Consider the following 15,801-nt stretch of genomic DNA (forward strand, 5'->3'; position numbering starts at 1 on the left):
TATTAGTTGAATACTTTACTATATTGATCATCGTTAATTATATTTCCGCTTATGTTTTCACCTGTGTTAAAGTATATTTTTGCTGAACCTTGGTTAATAGATATATTACCTTTTATGCTTTTATTTGAAGAACCTTCTGCAATAACTGTTCCATTAAACTGACCTTTTTCGAATTTTGCATCAAACTTAAAGTCTTTTTTATCCTTTGCGTATTCTTCATATCCCTTTGCATATTCCTCATAATGTCTTCCACTAATGCCCTTTTCGTTTACTGTAGTAACATCTATAAATCTTTCACCTATTTTTATGAATTTAGCATCCTTCTCCATTAGAATATCTGATTTGTATTTTCCTATATATTTTTCAGGATTAGATAATTTACTATGATCTTGTTCTATATTTTTTTCTACTTTCTTACCAGTAAGATCTGGTTTACTAACCTTAGTTGAGTTAATACCCGTCATCTTTACTAATAGTTCGAAGGTTAATTTATGATCTTTACCACTGTCATCTTTACCTGAAATCACTCCACTGCCAAGAACATTTTGAATTAATCCCTCTTTAGTTGTTACCATATTCCCCTTAACTTCTTTTACAAATACATCTTTTGTTATTTTAGGCATGTTACTATCATCATTAGGATTATTAGATCTACTACCAAATTCGTTCTTCGATTGAAAAGATACCACTGCATTAACAAGCGCTGGTATTTGAGCTTCACTTAAAGAACCAGATAAAGTCTTAGTTCCATCTGAATTTTCGGCAACTACCACTGCATCTTTTAAATTACCCACAAGAGCATCTGCAATTTTCTCCATATCATCAGCTCCTTTTTCTTTAAAAGGGTTTTTAGAAGTTATAATTTCCTGAGGACTTGCAAATTCAGTTGCATAATAGATGTTTTTTGTACTGTCTTTCAATATAGACCCATTTTTATCAGAGTAATTATAGTCTTCACTCTTAGTTAATCCTTCTAATTTTGTTGATACAGTTTCTTTAGCTCCCTTTGGTACATCAACTTTATTAAGAGAATTACCAGAATAAATAACTGTACCATTATCCTTTAAACTAAATGACATATCCATGGTATAGCTTGAAAGTTTAGTGGTACAACTTTCTGCTGTATACTTTACAGAATCTTTAAGTTGATCATACCCACTTTTAGATAATACTTGAGCAATAGCTGTAGTTGTAAACATTACCGTACCTAGAGCAAAACTTATGATTGTTGTTGTTGTTTTATTTAATTTCATTTTATAGAATCCCCTTTTTATTTAAATTTGCTTTATAACATGAAAGCCTTTCATAATTCTATTTTAAAGTACATGTCTCTACTTTCTATAAACAAATTATAAACAAAGTATAAACTTTGTTCTTCTTTATAGCAAACCCACTATATTTTATTGCATTAGATTGAGTTATTCTATAGCTTTAGAGGCATTTTAGAATATAAAAAAAGCAGCCTGAGAAAGCGCAAACTTTTTATTAGGCTGTTTTACAATTAAGATTATTTTTTACCCATTTTAATTGCCTTTTCTGTGCAACTTTCCATAGCTGAAATTACTGAGCCCCTAAAATTATTTTTCTCTAGGGTATATACTGCTTCTATGGTAGTTCCTCCTGGTGAACATACATTGTCTTTAAGCTTTCCTGGGTGTTCACCAGTTTCAAGAACCATTTTAGCTGCTCCTAGCACTGCTTGAGCTGCCATTCTATAAGCCTTATCTCTTGGCATTCCTTGAAGTACAGCACCATCTCCTAAGGCTTCAATAAACATATACACATAAGCAGGTGATGAACCACTTACCGCTGGAACTATCTCAATAAGATTTTCTTCTAATATTTCTACCTTACCAAAGCTTTCAAAAATACTTACTACCTCTTGCAATTCTTCTTTAGTTATATTTTTATTAGCACACAGTGCACTCATTCCTTCGCCTACAAGTGCCGGAGTATTCGGCATAGTTCTTATAACTTTTGCCGAGTCTCCTAATGCGCTGCCCATACTCTCAAGCGTTATCCCCGCAGCTATAGTTATTATGACTACATCCCTCTTTAAATATGGTTTTATTTCATGGATAACCTCAAAATATTTATAAGGCTTTACAGCTAATATTAATATATCAGAAAACTTCGCAACTTCCACATTATCCTTAGTTACTAAAATATTATATTCTTCTTTTACCTTATTCAAACTCCTATCTGATGGATTACTCCCTATTACTTTTTTACTAGGAACTAAATTAGATTTTACTATTCCACCTATCATAGCTTGTGCCATATTACCGCAACCTATAAATCCTATTGTTTTATCCATATTAACATTTCCTCCCAAGTAACTTTTTTAAATATTACTAATTATATCATTTTAAAATACATTTTTCTCGAATACATTTCATGATTTTGGTTATATTATTATTGAACAGATTTATTAGAAAGCGTAGAAAACAATACAAGGAGGGTTATACAATGTCACATAAAGACAACAAAAATAGCAAAGATAATAAAAAGGCTAATCCAAAAACAAAACAAGAATTATCTAAAATGAGAATGGAAACTGCAAATGAAATAGGTGTTTCTAAAGAATCTAAGAAATTAGGAAAAGAAACCGAATAGATTTCCCCATATAAGATGGGAATATTCTATACCCAACAGCTTGCCTTTTGAAGTCCAATTTTAATAATATATAAATAAAAACAACATTAATATAGAAAAATATTAATGTTGTTTTTATGTTTTATAAATCAAAATGAAGCCATCGTAATAAGACGTCTCCCTTTTACCTTATTTATATAAATTTCTTTTAATCTATTAAATGAAATTATAATTGCGATTTTATTCCCCACAATATAGTTTAGCCCTATCTTTCATCGGCTATAAAATATAATCCTAATATTTCTGGTCCTGTATGAGACCCTATGGCTGTACCCACATAATTTAAAATAACATCTTTAACATTTCCATTCTCGCGAACCAATGCCTCAAGCGTTAATGCATCAGAAAGACAATCCCCATGACTTATGGCAATAACTTGCAATACATTTGGGTCTGTTCTTTCTTTGAATTTTTCAGCTAGGGTATGTATTGCCTTTTTTCTTCCTCTACATTTAGAAAAAGGAGTAAGTAGTCCTTCGTTGTCAATAAACAAAACAGGTTTTATATTTAACAATGTACCAACGGTTGCAGCTGAACTTGATATTCTTCCACCTCTTTTTAAATGGTTTAAATCATTAACTGTAAACCAATGGTTAATCTTAAGTTTATTTGTCTCAAGCCAGGTAACTATTTCATCTTTCGAGCTTCCTTTTTTCAACATCTCATAGGCATAATGAACTAAAAGTCCTTGCCCAAGGCTTGCACATTTACTATCAACTATGCTTATATCTGCCTCTGGGAAGTCTTCAAGTATAGTTTCTCTTGCTAGATTTGCACTATTTATAGTTCCTGATATTCCAGAAGACATGACAATATATATGATAGATTTTTTTTTCTTAACATACTTTCTAAAAACTTCTACATACCTTTGGCTATTTATCTGTGAGGTCGTTGGCATTTCCCCTTGCCTTAAAGCATCATAAAAGTCCTTACGAATAAATTTTTTTCCAAAGTCATCCTCTATCGCCTCACCTTTAAAATTGCATACTAACCCTATGGGTACTATATTATCTTGTCCAATATAATCTAAAGGTAAATCGCATCCTGAATCTATTACTAAAATTGTCTCACTATGTTTTTTACTCATAACTCAATTCCCCTTTGCCCTTCTGCTAAATATTATTCTCATCTTCTATTATGTATGATTTATACATACACTTCAATACAAAAAAAAAGAAAAGTATATATACTTTTCTTAAACACACCAAAATTAAACACATTAATGACCTTATGAGCCTATTGTTTATTCTACTACCTTGCCAATCTTTCTAAATTTATAATATCTTTTGGTAAGTAATGATTCTATAGGTTCCGCTGTTAATCTATTAATTGACTCCTCTAAATTACGCTTAATACCTAATGCCATCTCATCTACATTAGTATGCGCGCCCCCTAGTGGCTCTTTTATAATTCTATCTATTATTCCAAAATTAATTAAATCTTGAGCTGTTATTTTCATTGCATTAGCAGCTTCACGCGCAAGCCTTGCATCTTTAAATAATATAGAAGCAAAACCCTCTGGTGATAAAATAGAATAAATTGCATGCTCAAGCATCCAAACCTCATCCGCTACCGCCAAAGCTAAAGCTCCCCCACTTCCACCTTCTCCTATAACTATGGATATTACTGGTGTTTTTAAATTTGACATTTCCATAAGATTTCTAGCAATCGCTTCGCCTTGGCCTCTTTCTTCTGCACCTAGTCCACAATATGCTCCTGGAGTATCTACAAGACAAATAACGGGCCTTTTAAACTTTTCTGCCTGTTTCATAAGTCTTAAAGCTTTTCTATATCCTTCTGGATTTGGCATTCCAAAGTTTCTCTTTATATTTTCCTTTGTGTTATTTCCCTTTTGCTGAGCAATAACAGTTACAGCAATACCATTAATATATGCAATGCCACCTACAATAGCCGCATCATCTCCATAATATCTATCTCCATGCAGTTCCATAAAATTTTCAAAAATTCTATTTATATAATCAAGTGCAGTAGGACGTTCCACAAGCCTTGCAATGCTTACTTTATCCCAGGCAGTTAAATTTTTATAGGCTTCCTTTTGCATATTATAGAGTTTAACTTCCATCTGCCTTATTTCTTTTTCTAAATCCATATTTTGCTCTGTTGCTAAATTTTTAAGTTCATCAATTTTACTTTTAAGTTCATACATGTGCTTTTCAAAAGGCAAAGTTCCCATAAAATCTCCTCCCCATGTGTTGCTTTTATCACTCTATATTAGCTATGAATTTTCAATATCTCAGTTAATGTATCCTTCATAGCCTTTCTATCCACCACCATATCTATAAAACCCTTTTGAAGCAAAAATTCAGCCCTCTGAAAGCCATCAGGCAATTTTTGCTTTATGGTTTGTTCAATAACTCTTTTACCTGCGAACCCTATTAGTGCATTGGGCTCAGCTATTATTATATCTCCAAGCATTGCAAAACTTGCAGTAACTCCTCCTGTAGTGGGATCAGTAAGCACTGTTACATAAAGGCACCCTTTTTCATTATGTCTTGCAATAGCAGCACTAGTTTTAGCCATTTGCATTAATGAATATATACCTTCCTGCATCCTAGCCCCCCCAGAAGCTGTAAATATAATAATTGGCTTTTTAGCTTCTGTTGCGCTTTCAATAGCCCTTGTGATTTTCTCTCCAACAACGCTACCCATGCTCCCCATCATAAAATTACTATCCATCACCGCAATTACAGTATCATGACCGTTTATCTTTCCTTCACCAGTTATCACAGCTTCATTTAATAATGTTTTGTCTCTTAAATCTTGAAGTTTATCTTCATACCCTTCAAATTCTATAGGATTGCCTGAGATCATATCTTTATCATATTCTATAAAAGTTTCACTATCTATAGTGTAATTTATTCTTTCTCTAGACCCAATTCTAAAATGTGTTCTACAATTTTCACAGGTCATTATACTACTTTCTAAATCCTTACTATAAAGGATTTTACCACAAGTTTCACATTTAACCCACATTCCGGTGGGTATATTAGGTTTTTTCTCGCCATCTTCATCTTCTAAATTTTTAACCTCGATATATCTACTCTTTTTAAATATACGTTTAAACTCAAACATATAACTGCCCCTTTCTAAAAATATACCATCACTCAGCTTAGAATTGAGAGTTGTAATCTAACTTCCCTATATCAATTCTCCTATATCCTATACTCATTCTTCTAGTATAAAACTTTCAGGCAATAAATTCCAGTATATATTTAGCTACTTTTAGATATTTTTGAATTCTTTACTAATAAAGCTAGTATCAAAATTCCCATTTATAAAGTTTTTATTGTTTACTATTTTAAATTGGAAGTCTATATTAGTATCCACACCTTCAATTATAAACTCTCCTAAGGCCCTTCTCATTTTACATAGCGCTTCCTGCCTATCTTTTCCGTGTACAATTAGTTTTCCTATCATGGAGTCATAGGTAGGCGGAATTTTGTACCCTTGATATGCCGCACTATCAATCCTTACTCCATTTCCCCCAGGAAGGTGAAGCGATTTTATTTCACCTGGGCAAGGCATGAAGTTTTTACTTGGATTTTCTGCATTTATTCTACATTCAATAGCATGCCCCTGAATCTTTATATCCTTCTGCTTATAAGGGAGCACTTGTCCCGAAGCAATCATTATCTGAGCTTTAACTAAATCTACTCCTGTGATCATTTCTGTTATTGGATGCTCTACCTGAATGCGTGTATTCATCTCCATAAAATAGTATTTCCCATACTTATCTAATAAAAACTCTATAGTTCCAGCATTTTTATATTTAATAGACTTAGCTGCTTTAACTGCAACCTCACCCATCTGTTTTCTAAGTTCCTCCGTCATTACAACTCCTGGTGCCTCTTCTATTACCTTTTGATTCCGCCTTTGTATAGAACAGTCTCTCTCTCCAAGATGAATAGCATTTCCGTGCTCATCTGCAAGTATTTGAAACTCTATATGTCTTGGCTCTTCTATGAATTTCTCCATATACATTGTGTCATCACCAAAAGCTGTCTTTGACTCTGTTTTAGCAGTATTGAATGCGGTTATAAGATCTTCTACTTTTGCAACAACTCTTATACCACGTCCACCTCCACCCGCTGAAGCTTTTATCATTACAGGATACCCTATTTCCTGCGCTGAACTTATTGCATCTTCTTCAGACTCAATGGCTCCTTCTGATCCGGGTACCACCGGTACTCCCGCCTTTATCATGATTTCTCTTGCCTTTAGCTTATTACCCATATTATCGATGTTTTGTGAATCCGGCCCTATAAATTTTATATTACATTCCTCACACATCTGTGCAAATTTACTGTTTTCAGATAAAAACCCAAATCCAGGATGAATTGCTTCTGCGCCTGTAAGCACTGTGGCACTTAAAATATTTTGCATGTTTAAATAACTATCCTTAGATTTAGCTGGTCCTATACATATAGCCTCATCTGCCATCTGGGTATGAAGAGCTGTTTTATCTACCTCAGAATATACCGCTACTGTTTGGATGCCCATTTCATGACAAGCCCTAATTATTCTTACTGCTATTTCGCCTCTATTAGCAATTAATATCTTCTTAAACATATTATTTACCTTCCCTGCCCTTAAAATTATTATTAGATCCCTACTGCAAACGTAATTTCAGCTTCTGCAACCTTTTCTCCATTTACTGTAGCTAATGCCTTTCCAATTCCAACAGGTCCCTTCATTTTGATTATTTCTACCTCAAGCTTTAGTACATCTCCAGGAACAACTTTTTTTCTAAATCTGGCTTTATTGATACCACCAAAATAAGCAATTTTACCTTTGTAATCTTCCATACTTAAAAGTGCTACTGCTCCAACCTGTGCAAGAGCTTCAATTATTATTACTCCTGGAAGTATAGGTTCCGTTGGAAAATGACCCTGAAAGAAATACTCATTCATAGTAATATTCTTGTACCCTACAGCTCTTTTTCCTGGCTCTAATTCCTCTACTTTATCCACAAATAAAAATGGATATCTATGAGGAATAATTTCTTGAATTTGTTTTATATTCAAAGTAGTACCTTTTATATTTTCCATAATACCCCTTCCACCTTTCACTCTATTACAATTCTCAGATGACGCCTCCACTATTTTTTACGTATTTTAAATAATGGCTGCCCGTACTCTACCATATCTTCATTTAAGACTAATACTTCTACAATTTCTCCATCTACTTCACTTTCAATTTCATTCATAAGCTTCATAGCTTCTAGAATACAAAGGGTGTCTCCCTTTTTAACCACAGACCCAATTTTTACGAAATTCTGTGATTCATCACCAGGTGATGAGTACATAGTTCCAACAATAGGTGATTTTACTACAAATAGACTTTCCTCAGGTACTACCTTAGCTACATTTTCTATAGTGCTCACTATATTGCTTTGTATTTTCTCTTCAGAAATTTTATTTGTAGCTATACTTTCTCTATTTAATGTATCGTTAATAACTGATTGTACAGGCGGAGCATTCACAGGAACTCTCGGAACTTGCACCTGCTCTTCTTTTTTCTCCATCTTTATTTTAATGCCTTCTGTCTCAATTTCAAAGGATGTAAGCTGTGACTCACTAACAGTTTTTATCAGTTCTTGAATATTTTTATAATCCATAATTATTTACCATCCCATTTTTTAAGCAATATAGTAGCATTATGACCACCGAAGCCTAGTGAATTAGACATTGCATATTTAAGTCCCTGTTCGCGTCCAATATTTGGAACGTAATCTAAATCACACTCTTCATCTGGAATACTATATCCTATAGTTGCTGGCACGAAACTTTCTTCTAAGGCTTTTACACATACTATAGCTTCTATAGCTCCCGATGCTCCCAGAAGGTGTCCTGTCATAGACTTTGTTGAACTTATAGGTATTTTATATGCGTATTCTCCAAATGCAGATTTTATAGCTGCAGTTTCAAACTTGTCATTATAAGGAGTACTGGTTCCGTGTGCATTGATGTAAGATACTTCTTCTGCCTTAACATCTCCATCCTCAAGGGCCATTACCATTGCTCTTGCAGCACCTTCTCCATTTGGCGCTGGTGAAGTTATATGATAGGCATCACAAGTTGCTCCATAACCACTCATCTCTGCATATATTTTTGCATTTCTTTTTTTAGCATGCTCTAAAGATTCAAGTATAACTATTCCTGCACCCTCACCCATAACAAAACCGCTTCGCTCTTTGTCAAAAGGAATAGATGCTCTTAGCGGATCTTCACTTTTAGTTAAAGCTGTTAAAGAAGTAAACCCTGCTAAAGCTAGTGGAGTTATTGATCCTTCTGCTCCTCCAGCTATTATTATGTCTGCTCTTCCATCTTGAATCATGTGGAAAGCATCTCCTATAGCATTAGTTCCTGTAGCACAAGCAGTAACTACACTAGTGCACTTACCTTTAGCGCCATACTTTATTGCAATGTTTCCTGCTGCCATATTTCCTATTATCATAGGTATTAAAAATGGTGACACTCTACCCGGGCCCTTTTCCATAAGTTTTGCATACTCTTGCTCAATAGTACCAAGTCCACCTATTCCTGAACCAACTATAACTGCTAATCTTTCACTATCTATCGCATTTAAGTCAAGTCCTGAATTTTTAATAGCTTCGTCTGCTGCAACCATTGCATACTGACAATATTTATCCATTTTCCTAGCTTCTCTTTTATCTAATGCCACTGTTACATCAAAATCTTTAACCTCTGCGCCCAACTTACATTTGAACTCTGAAATATCAAAAGATTTAATTACATCTATGCCGCAAGTACCTTCTTTTACATTATTCCAAAAATTAACTACATCATTTCCTATAGGAGTAACTGCTCCCATGCCTGTAATAACAACTCTATTTTTCATAAATTGAACCTCCTTTAATTATCACTAAAAGTAACCTATTAATTTTTGACTACATTACCATTCCACCATCTACGTTTATAACTTGACCTGTTATGTATGAAGCTTCCTCTGAGGCTAAAAATGCTACTGCATTTGCAACATCACAAGGCATGCCAAGTCTTTTTAATGGAATACCGCTAAGTACAGCCTCTTTTACTTTTTGGGACAAACTATCCGTCATATCTGTTTGAATATATCCTGGCGCTACTGCATTACAAGTAACTCCACGGCTTGCAAATTCTCTAGCAACAGCCTTTGTCATACCTATTATTCCCGCTTTAGCCGCGGAATAATTTACTTGACCTGCATTTCCTGTAAGTCCAGACACTGAGGATATATTTATTATTCTTCCACTTCGCTTCTTAAGCATTATTGCTGATACATGCCTTGTGCAATTAAAAGCACCCTTTAAGTTGATATCTATAACGCTATCAAAATCCTCTTCCTTCATTCTCATTAAAAGACCATCTTTTGTTATGCCGGCATTATTAACTAAAATATCTAAGCTTCCAAATTGTTCAACACATTTTTTCATCATATTCTCTACATCACTATAACTACTTATGTCACACTGAACTGCTAGTGCCTTAGCACCTAACGCTTCTATTTCTTTGACTACTTCCTGAACTGCGCCTGCACTGCTTCTATAATTAACAACTATATTTGCTCCAAGCTTTGCTAGCTTCAATGCTATAGCTCTTCCAATACCACGGCTAGCTCCTGTAACTACTGCTGTTTTTCCTTTTAACATATCTTCTCTCCTTTACATCTTTTGTAGTGACCTTGCTTCTTAAAGCTTTTGCTTCTTAGGAAATTCTACTTCTTAAGCACTTCTACTGCTTTGTCCAAAGATACCATATCTTCTACATTAAGTACTGTAAGTTTTCTATCTATATTCTTAATAAAGCCACGTAATACCTTACCTGGTCCTATCTCTACGAAGGTATCAACGCCATCTTTTATCATATTTCTTATAATTGTTTCCCATAAAACGCAGCTCATAACTTGAAGTTTTAAATTAGCTTTTATATCATCCTTATTCTTTACATAATCGCCGTTTACATTTGTCATTACTGGAACAATAATGTCTTTAAGTTTTATACTTTCAAGCTCAATTTCTAGCTTTTCTGCTGCTGGCTTTAGCATAGAAGTATGGAAGGGTGCACTTACTGGTAAAATCACTGCTTTTTTTGCACCTTTTTCCAATGCCACAGCACAAGCAAGTTCCACCGCCGCTATTTCCCCAGCAATTACTATTTGTCCCGGGCAATTTAAATTAGAGATTTCTACTATGCCAGAAGCTCTAGCTTCAATGCAAACTTCTTCAACACAATTTGTAGTAAGGCCTATTATTGCTGCCATAGTTCCTATTCCCACAGGCACCGCTTGTTGCATGAATCTTCCTCGCTTTTTAACAAGCTTTACAGCGTCTTTAAAATCCATAGCTCCACTACAAACAAGTGCTGAGTATTCTCCAAGACTAAGTCCTGCAGTTACATCACATTTTATGCCCTTTTGACTTAATGCCACAAGCGCTGCTATGCTAGTAGTTAAAATGGCTGGTTGTGTATTCTCTGTGATATTTAGCTCCTCCTGCGTCCCTTCAAAACAAAGTTTACTTAGTTCAAAGCCAAGTTCACTATCTGCTATATTAAATATATTCCTGCATTCCTCTATATTCTCAAATAATTCCTTGCCCATTCCAATATATTGGGCTCCCTGTCCCGGAAAAATAAAAGCAATTTTACTCATAATTCCCCTCCTTAATCATAGCCTTTGGTTCTTTTTATAACTTCATCTATTTCAAATAATAATATCCTTTTTTATATGAACTTTTTAATAGCTTCTTCTGCCTCTGTAAACATTTCTTCTATAATTTCCTTGCAGCTTTGTTCTTTCTTTACAAGACCTGCGATTTGTCCTGCCATAATAGACCCCATCTCTATATCGCCTTCTTTTGCTGCTCTTGGTAAACATCCTCGGCCGAGTTCCTCTAAAGCCTCTACTGGAGCATTTTCCTTTTCAAGCTTTTGGAATTGTCTTGATAACTTGTTTTTTAAAACCCTAATAGGATGCCCTGTAGATCTTCCTGTAACCACTGAATCTATATCCTTTGCCACTAATACTTTGTGCTTGTAATTTTCATGTATTGTACATTCATTTGCTACTAAAAACCTTGTTCCTACTTGAACTCCCTGTACTCCAAGCATAAAGGCTGCTGCCACGCCACGTCCGTCGCCTATGCCCCCCGCTGCAATTACAGGAATATTAACTGCATCAACAACTTGAGGAACCAGTGCCATAGTTGTAAGTTCACCAATATGCCCTCCTGATTCACATCCTTCTGCAATAACTGCATCTGCTCCTGCTCTCTCCATACGCTTAGCAAGGCCCACAGAAGGAACTACCGGTATTACTTTAATTCCATGTGCCTTCCAAAGTTCCATGTATTTTCCTGGGTTTCCTGCCCCTGTAGTAACCACTTTAACCCCTTCTTCGCATACAAGATGTGCAATTTCTTCTGCATTCTCACTGAGTAGCATTATATTCACACCAAAAGGTTTGTCTGTTAACTGTTTTGCTTTTCTAATTTCATCTCTTATATAAGAGGTAGGCGCATTGGCTGCTGCTATAATACCCAGCCCCCCTGCATTTGATACCGCAGAAGCTAAGCTACTATCTGCAACCCAAGCCATTCCACCTTGTATTATTGGATATTTTACACCTAAGCTTTTAAAAAATACAGAATTTAACATTTCGTTCCTCCTTGATTGTTTAAATCATCTCCTGGGGAGCTGTAATTAACGACTTCAGAAGGAGAGTTAGAGTCCCACTGAAGTTTTCTTTTTGTTATAGTATGTGACCCCCACTTATAGAAGTGGGGGACTTTCCTTCTGAAATGTCGTTAAAAGTATATAATTAGGGTTAGATAATTATATAAAAAAAAGTATATATTACTAAAACTACATTTCACGTAATATATACTTTTTTTAATGTACTGAAGGAAACTAAATTTTAATACACTTAGTAGTTCAGCTCTCTAATTATCTAACCCCACAATTTTTATTATTTAAGTTTTGCTTCTATATATGCAACAATTCCCTTTATATCCTTAATGTTTTCGATATCTTCATTTGGTATTTCGATTTCAAAAGCTTCTTCTAGTGACATTACAATCTCAAATATTTCAAGAGAATCTACTCCTAAATCATCCGCAAAATTTGCCTCCATTGTAACTTCTACCTCATCTATACCTAATTGTTCAACTATTACATTTTTAACTTTTTCAAATACCATTATTAATTCCTCCTAATATTTTATTTACTTTTTGTCCATTCTATTAATGAAGCTCCGTAGGTTAACCCACCGCCAAAGCCTACAAGTATAATTTTATCTCCAGCTGTAAGTAAATTCTTTTTGTTTATCTCATCTAAAGCTATGGGTATACTTGCTGCTGAAGTATTTCCATACATGTCTAAATTCACATAAAATTTATCTTTGTCAGCCTTCAATCTTTTAACAACAAAATCTATTATTCTAGAGTTTGCTTGATGGCAAACTACATACTTAATATCGCCGAGTGTACAATTGTTTTCTTTTAAAATTTTATCTATGCTACTCTCAATAACTCTTACTGCAAATCTAAAAATCTCTTTACCATCCATACTTAGTGTTGCTTTAAAATCTTCATTCCCTTTTGTAAAAGTATTTTTTACATCTACAGTTGGGCAAGTTAAAAATTCACCCTTTTCACCTTCTGAAGTTGAATTTACAGAAATAACCCCTGGCGTATTACCTGCCTCAATTACTGCTGCTCCTGCACCATCACCAAAGAGTACACAAGTGTTTCTGTCTGTCCAATCAACAATCTTTGATAATACCTCAGCACCTATTATTAAAGCCCTTTTGCGGTTACCAGTTTTTAAAAATTGCACTGCTATATTAAGGGCAAATATAAACCCCGTACATGCTGCTGATATATCAAAGGCCATAGCATTTACTGCTCCAATATTTCCTTGAACTATACATGCAGTAGCTGGAAGAAATTGATCTGGTGATGTACTTGCAAGAATTATAAGATCTATATCGCAAGCATTAACATTCGCATCCTTTAATGCCTCTAATGCAGCTTTTGTGGCCAGGTCTGAAGTGTTTTCACCTTGTGATATATGTCTCTGCTTGATGCCGGTTCTAGAAGTTATCCATTCATCAGAAGTATCTACAATCTCTGACATTTGATGATTAGTCATTATGTTTATAGGCGCATAACTTCCTGTACCAATTATTTGTACCTCATTCATTGCTCAACTACCCCTTTCGTTAACCTTCTAATTTATATTTTTCTTTGAAGAAATTGTTCAATTTTTCAAGAGATTTTATTAGTACCTCTTCTTCTTCATCATTAAGAACATCTATAGTTGCGTGCACCATATGAGAATGAAATTTATCATGTATTCTATAGGCCAGCTTTCCTTTTCTAGTAAGGGCAATCATTACTGATCTTCTATCTTCTTCCCCTCTTTTTCTATCTACATACCCTTTTTTTAAAAGTTTACTTACAGCTGTAGTAAGAGTACCCAAAGTTATTTTAAGATCTTGAGATACCTCTGTCATAGTTCTATATTCATACATTCCTATTGCATCAATAGTATGAACTTCTGTTATTGATAGATCCTTAAGTATCCCTTCTTTAAGTGCCTTATGTTCTATTTGCAATATATCATTAAAGGTCTCTACTAGAAGCTCATTGACAACGCCAACACATTTACTCATGCTTATCACCATTTCCCATACTTTGATTTTCAAATGCTTTGATAATCAAAGTATATCTTTGGTAGTGGTATTTGTCAATATTTTTAAAGCGCAAGTTCTGCCTCTGTTACTAGTTCACTCATAAGTTCTTTAACTGAAATGACTTTATCTACTTTGCAGGCATTGCTTCCCACAAAAATAAGTCCCTTGTCTAAGTTTCCTTTTACTGCTTGTATTAATGCTTCTGTAATACAGTAAGGGGTTTGTCTTGGGTCACAATCCTTTATGCATAAATAGCATTTATCTACTTTACATCCTTTTTCCAAGACGCTTTTCATAAACTCATTATTTATAGCTCTCCCTGGCATACCTACAGGGCTTTTTACTATCTTTATATCTTCTTGTTTTGAATTAACATAGGCCATTTTAAAAGCTAAAGAAGCGTCACATTCCTCAGTAGCTACAAATCTAGTAGCCATTTGTACCCCTGCCGCACCAAGTTTTATAAACTCGGCAATATCTGCTCCAGTATAAATTCCACCAGCAGCTATTACAGGAATTTTTTTATTATACTTTTCTTCAAAAGGCTTAATCGCCTCAATAACTTCTTTAACTATGTCCTTTAAGTCTTGGGCTTTATTTTCTATTAAGGATTCCATAGAAAAGCCAAGATGTCCGCCCGCTTCTGGTCCTTCAACAACAATTAAATCTGCAGCACAATTCTCTTTCCTATCCCACATCTTTGATATAACAGTAGCTGCTTTTGCTGATGATACTATAGGTGCAAGCTTTGTTTTGAATCCTTTAACTATTTTAGGTAAATTAAGTGGAAGACCTGCACCAGATATTATTAAATCTATGCCTTCTTCTAGAGCAGTTACTACTAATTCCTCATAATTATTCATAGCTACCATTATATTTATTCCTATAATACCCTTAGGACTTAATTCTCTAGCGCGCCTAATTTCACTTCTTAATGCTCTTTTATTTGCTTGCTTTGCATTGTTTGCAAAGTCTTTTTCATTATACCCAATTTGAGCAGTGGATATTATTCCAATTCCACCCTCATTTGCAACAGCCGATGCAAGACCGGAAAGGGATACTCCTACCCCCATACCGCCTTGAATTATAGGAACACTTGCTATTAATTCTCCAATTTTTAAAGGAGGTAACTTCATAATTATCCATCTCCCTTTACTTTGATTTTCAAATAGTTTGATAGTCAAAGTATATATATTTTTATATTGTATGTCAAGACAAAAAGTATTTTATAACTATTTTTTATAATATAGATTTATATTTCCATACTTCTTAGTATTTACTATATTTTAAAAAATATTAATATAATTGTGCTTTTATTTAATATTTTGGTTGTCATTAGCAATGATTGTATTATAATGGAATTATTATAGTTTGATACTTGTGAGTAGGCTTTCTTTTACTATTAAATCATCATCTGCGATGCTGCAATAT

Annotated in this window: 17 protein-coding genes; 1 reads left to right on the plus strand and 16 read right to left on the minus strand. The window is 34.3% G+C overall.

Going from position 1 to position 15,801, the window contains the following annotated elements:
* Positions 1 to 2 precede the first annotated feature (2 nt).
* Positions 3 to 1,253: a hypothetical protein gene (locus tag G9F70_RS24030; protein WP_164945888.1), complete on the minus strand. Its 1,251-nt coding sequence runs from the start codon at positions 1,251 to 1,253 to the stop codon at positions 3 to 5.
* 254 nt (positions 1,254 to 1,507) lie between these two features.
* Positions 1,508 to 2,317, minus strand: a complete 810-nt coding sequence (proC, locus tag G9F70_RS24035) for a pyrroline-5-carboxylate reductase (RefSeq protein ID WP_164945889.1) — start codon at positions 2,315 to 2,317, stop codon at positions 1,508 to 1,510.
* 152 nt (positions 2,318 to 2,469) lie between these two features.
* On the opposite strand from proC, the gene G9F70_RS24040 reads away from it, so the two are divergent.
* Entirely contained in the window at positions 2,470 to 2,616 is a 147-nt protein-coding gene (locus G9F70_RS24040) for a small, acid-soluble spore protein, alpha/beta type (protein WP_124998663.1), read from the plus strand.
* Positions 2,617 to 2,860: 244 nt separating this feature from the next.
* Here G9F70_RS24040 and G9F70_RS24045 read toward each other — a convergent pair whose 3' ends face one another.
* From G9F70_RS24045 to G9F70_RS24110, 14 genes are all read right to left on the minus strand, one after another.
* Positions 2,861 to 3,742, minus strand: a complete 882-nt coding sequence (locus G9F70_RS24045) for a DegV family protein (protein ID WP_164945890.1) — start codon at positions 3,740 to 3,742, stop codon at positions 2,861 to 2,863.
* Between the two features lie 156 nt (positions 3,743 to 3,898).
* On the minus strand, positions 3,899 to 4,849 hold the full coding sequence (locus G9F70_RS24050) for an acetyl-CoA carboxylase carboxyltransferase subunit alpha (protein WP_164945891.1): 951 nt from the start codon (positions 4,847 to 4,849) through the stop codon (positions 3,899 to 3,901).
* Positions 4,850 to 4,887: 38 nt separating this feature from the next.
* On the minus strand, positions 4,888 to 5,748 hold the full coding sequence (accD, locus tag G9F70_RS24055; protein WP_164945892.1) for an acetyl-CoA carboxylase, carboxyltransferase subunit beta: 861 nt from the start codon (positions 5,746 to 5,748) through the stop codon (positions 4,888 to 4,890).
* 150 nt (positions 5,749 to 5,898) lie between these two features.
* Entirely contained in the window at positions 5,899 to 7,245 is a 1,347-nt protein-coding gene (locus G9F70_RS24060; RefSeq protein WP_164945893.1) for an acetyl-CoA carboxylase biotin carboxylase subunit, read from the minus strand.
* Between the two features lie 32 nt (positions 7,246 to 7,277).
* The gene (gene fabZ, locus G9F70_RS24065; protein WP_164945894.1) at positions 7,278 to 7,724 is read right to left on the minus strand and encodes a 3-hydroxyacyl-ACP dehydratase FabZ; all 447 of its coding nucleotides are present in this window, start codon (positions 7,722 to 7,724) and stop codon (positions 7,278 to 7,280) included.
* Positions 7,725 to 7,774: 50 nt separating this feature from the next.
* The gene (accB, locus tag G9F70_RS24070) at positions 7,775 to 8,293 is read right to left on the minus strand and encodes an acetyl-CoA carboxylase biotin carboxyl carrier protein (RefSeq protein WP_164945895.1); all 519 of its coding nucleotides are present in this window, start codon (positions 8,291 to 8,293) and stop codon (positions 7,775 to 7,777) included.
* A 2-nt stretch (positions 8,294 to 8,295) separates the two neighbouring features.
* Positions 8,296 to 9,537 carry a beta-ketoacyl-ACP synthase II gene (fabF, locus tag G9F70_RS24075; RefSeq protein WP_164945896.1) on the minus strand — a complete coding sequence of 414 codons (1,242 nt, stop codon included), beginning with the start codon at positions 9,535 to 9,537 and terminating at the stop codon, positions 8,296 to 8,298.
* Between the two features lie 49 nt (positions 9,538 to 9,586).
* Positions 9,587 to 10,327 (minus strand): 3-oxoacyl-[acyl-carrier-protein] reductase, encoded by a 741-nt coding sequence (gene fabG, locus G9F70_RS24080; protein WP_164945897.1) that lies wholly within the window; start codon positions 10,325 to 10,327, stop codon positions 9,587 to 9,589.
* Positions 10,328 to 10,392: 65 nt separating this feature from the next.
* Complete coding sequence (gene fabD / locus G9F70_RS24085) at positions 10,393 to 11,328, minus strand: ACP S-malonyltransferase (RefSeq protein WP_164945898.1); 936 nt, start codon at positions 11,326 to 11,328, stop codon at positions 10,393 to 10,395.
* Between the two features lie 71 nt (positions 11,329 to 11,399).
* Complete coding sequence (gene fabK, locus G9F70_RS24090; protein ID WP_164945899.1) at positions 11,400 to 12,332, minus strand: enoyl-[acyl-carrier-protein] reductase FabK; 933 nt, start codon at positions 12,330 to 12,332, stop codon at positions 11,400 to 11,402.
* 310 nt (positions 12,333 to 12,642) lie between these two features.
* The gene (gene acpP / locus G9F70_RS24095; protein ID WP_164945900.1) at positions 12,643 to 12,873 is read right to left on the minus strand and encodes an acyl carrier protein; all 231 of its coding nucleotides are present in this window, start codon (positions 12,871 to 12,873) and stop codon (positions 12,643 to 12,645) included.
* 20 nt (positions 12,874 to 12,893) lie between these two features.
* On the minus strand, positions 12,894 to 13,877 hold the full coding sequence (locus tag G9F70_RS24100; RefSeq protein ID WP_164945901.1) for a beta-ketoacyl-ACP synthase III: 984 nt from the start codon (positions 13,875 to 13,877) through the stop codon (positions 12,894 to 12,896).
* 19 nt (positions 13,878 to 13,896) lie between these two features.
* Positions 13,897 to 14,349 carry a MarR family winged helix-turn-helix transcriptional regulator gene (locus tag G9F70_RS24105; protein ID WP_164945902.1) on the minus strand — a complete coding sequence of 151 codons (453 nt, stop codon included), beginning with the start codon at positions 14,347 to 14,349 and terminating at the stop codon, positions 13,897 to 13,899.
* Positions 14,350 to 14,432: 83 nt separating this feature from the next.
* On the minus strand, positions 14,433 to 15,506 hold the full coding sequence (locus tag G9F70_RS24110; protein ID WP_164945903.1) for an NAD(P)H-dependent flavin oxidoreductase: 1,074 nt from the start codon (positions 15,504 to 15,506) through the stop codon (positions 14,433 to 14,435).
* Between the last annotated feature and the right edge of the window lie 295 nt (positions 15,507 to 15,801).

The organism is Clostridium sp. FP1, assembly GCF_011065975.2.
In the GTDB taxonomy this organism is placed as follows: domain Bacteria; phylum Bacillota; class Clostridia; order Clostridiales; family Clostridiaceae; genus Clostridium_AD; species Clostridium_AD tagluense.

Coding starts and splice junctions, on each gene's coding strand:
- G9F70_RS24030 (WP_164945888.1), bottom strand. CDS start 1,253: ATGAAATTAAATAAAACAACAACAACAATCATAAGTTTTGCTCTAGGT.
- proC (WP_164945889.1), bottom strand. CDS start 2,317: ATGGATAAAACAATAGGATTTATAGGTTGCGGTAATATGGCACAAGCT.
- G9F70_RS24040 (WP_124998663.1), top strand. CDS start 2,470: ATGTCACATAAAGACAACAAAAATAGCAAAGATAATAAAAAGGCTAAT.
- G9F70_RS24045 (WP_164945890.1), bottom strand. CDS start 3,742: ATGAGTAAAAAACATAGTGAGACAATTTTAGTAATAGATTCAGGATGC.
- G9F70_RS24050 (WP_164945891.1), bottom strand. CDS start 4,849: ATGGGAACTTTGCCTTTTGAAAAGCACATGTATGAACTTAAAAGTAAA.
- accD (WP_164945892.1), bottom strand. CDS start 5,748: ATGTTTGAGTTTAAACGTATATTTAAAAAGAGTAGATATATCGAGGTT.
- G9F70_RS24060 (WP_164945893.1), bottom strand. CDS start 7,245: ATGTTTAAGAAGATATTAATTGCTAATAGAGGCGAAATAGCAGTAAGA.
- fabZ (WP_164945894.1), bottom strand. CDS start 7,724: ATGGAAAATATAAAAGGTACTACTTTGAATATAAAACAAATTCAAGAA.
- accB (WP_164945895.1), bottom strand. CDS start 8,293: ATGGATTATAAAAATATTCAAGAACTGATAAAAACTGTTAGTGAGTCA.
- fabF (WP_164945896.1), bottom strand. CDS start 9,537: ATGAAAAATAGAGTTGTTATTACAGGCATGGGAGCAGTTACTCCTATA.
- fabG (WP_164945897.1), bottom strand. CDS start 10,327: ATGTTAAAAGGAAAAACAGCAGTAGTTACAGGAGCTAGCCGTGGTATT.
- fabD (WP_164945898.1), bottom strand. CDS start 11,328: ATGAGTAAAATTGCTTTTATTTTTCCGGGACAGGGAGCCCAATATATT.
- fabK (WP_164945899.1), bottom strand. CDS start 12,332: ATGTTAAATTCTGTATTTTTTAAAAGCTTAGGTGTAAAATATCCAATA.
- acpP (WP_164945900.1), bottom strand. CDS start 12,873: ATGGTATTTGAAAAAGTTAAAAATGTAATAGTTGAACAATTAGGTATA.
- G9F70_RS24100 (WP_164945901.1), bottom strand. CDS start 13,877: ATGAATGAGGTACAAATAATTGGTACAGGAAGTTATGCGCCTATAAAC.
- G9F70_RS24105 (WP_164945902.1), bottom strand. CDS start 14,349: ATGAGTAAATGTGTTGGCGTTGTCAATGAGCTTCTAGTAGAGACCTTT.
- G9F70_RS24110 (WP_164945903.1), bottom strand. CDS start 15,506: ATGAAGTTACCTCCTTTAAAAATTGGAGAATTAATAGCAAGTGTTCCT.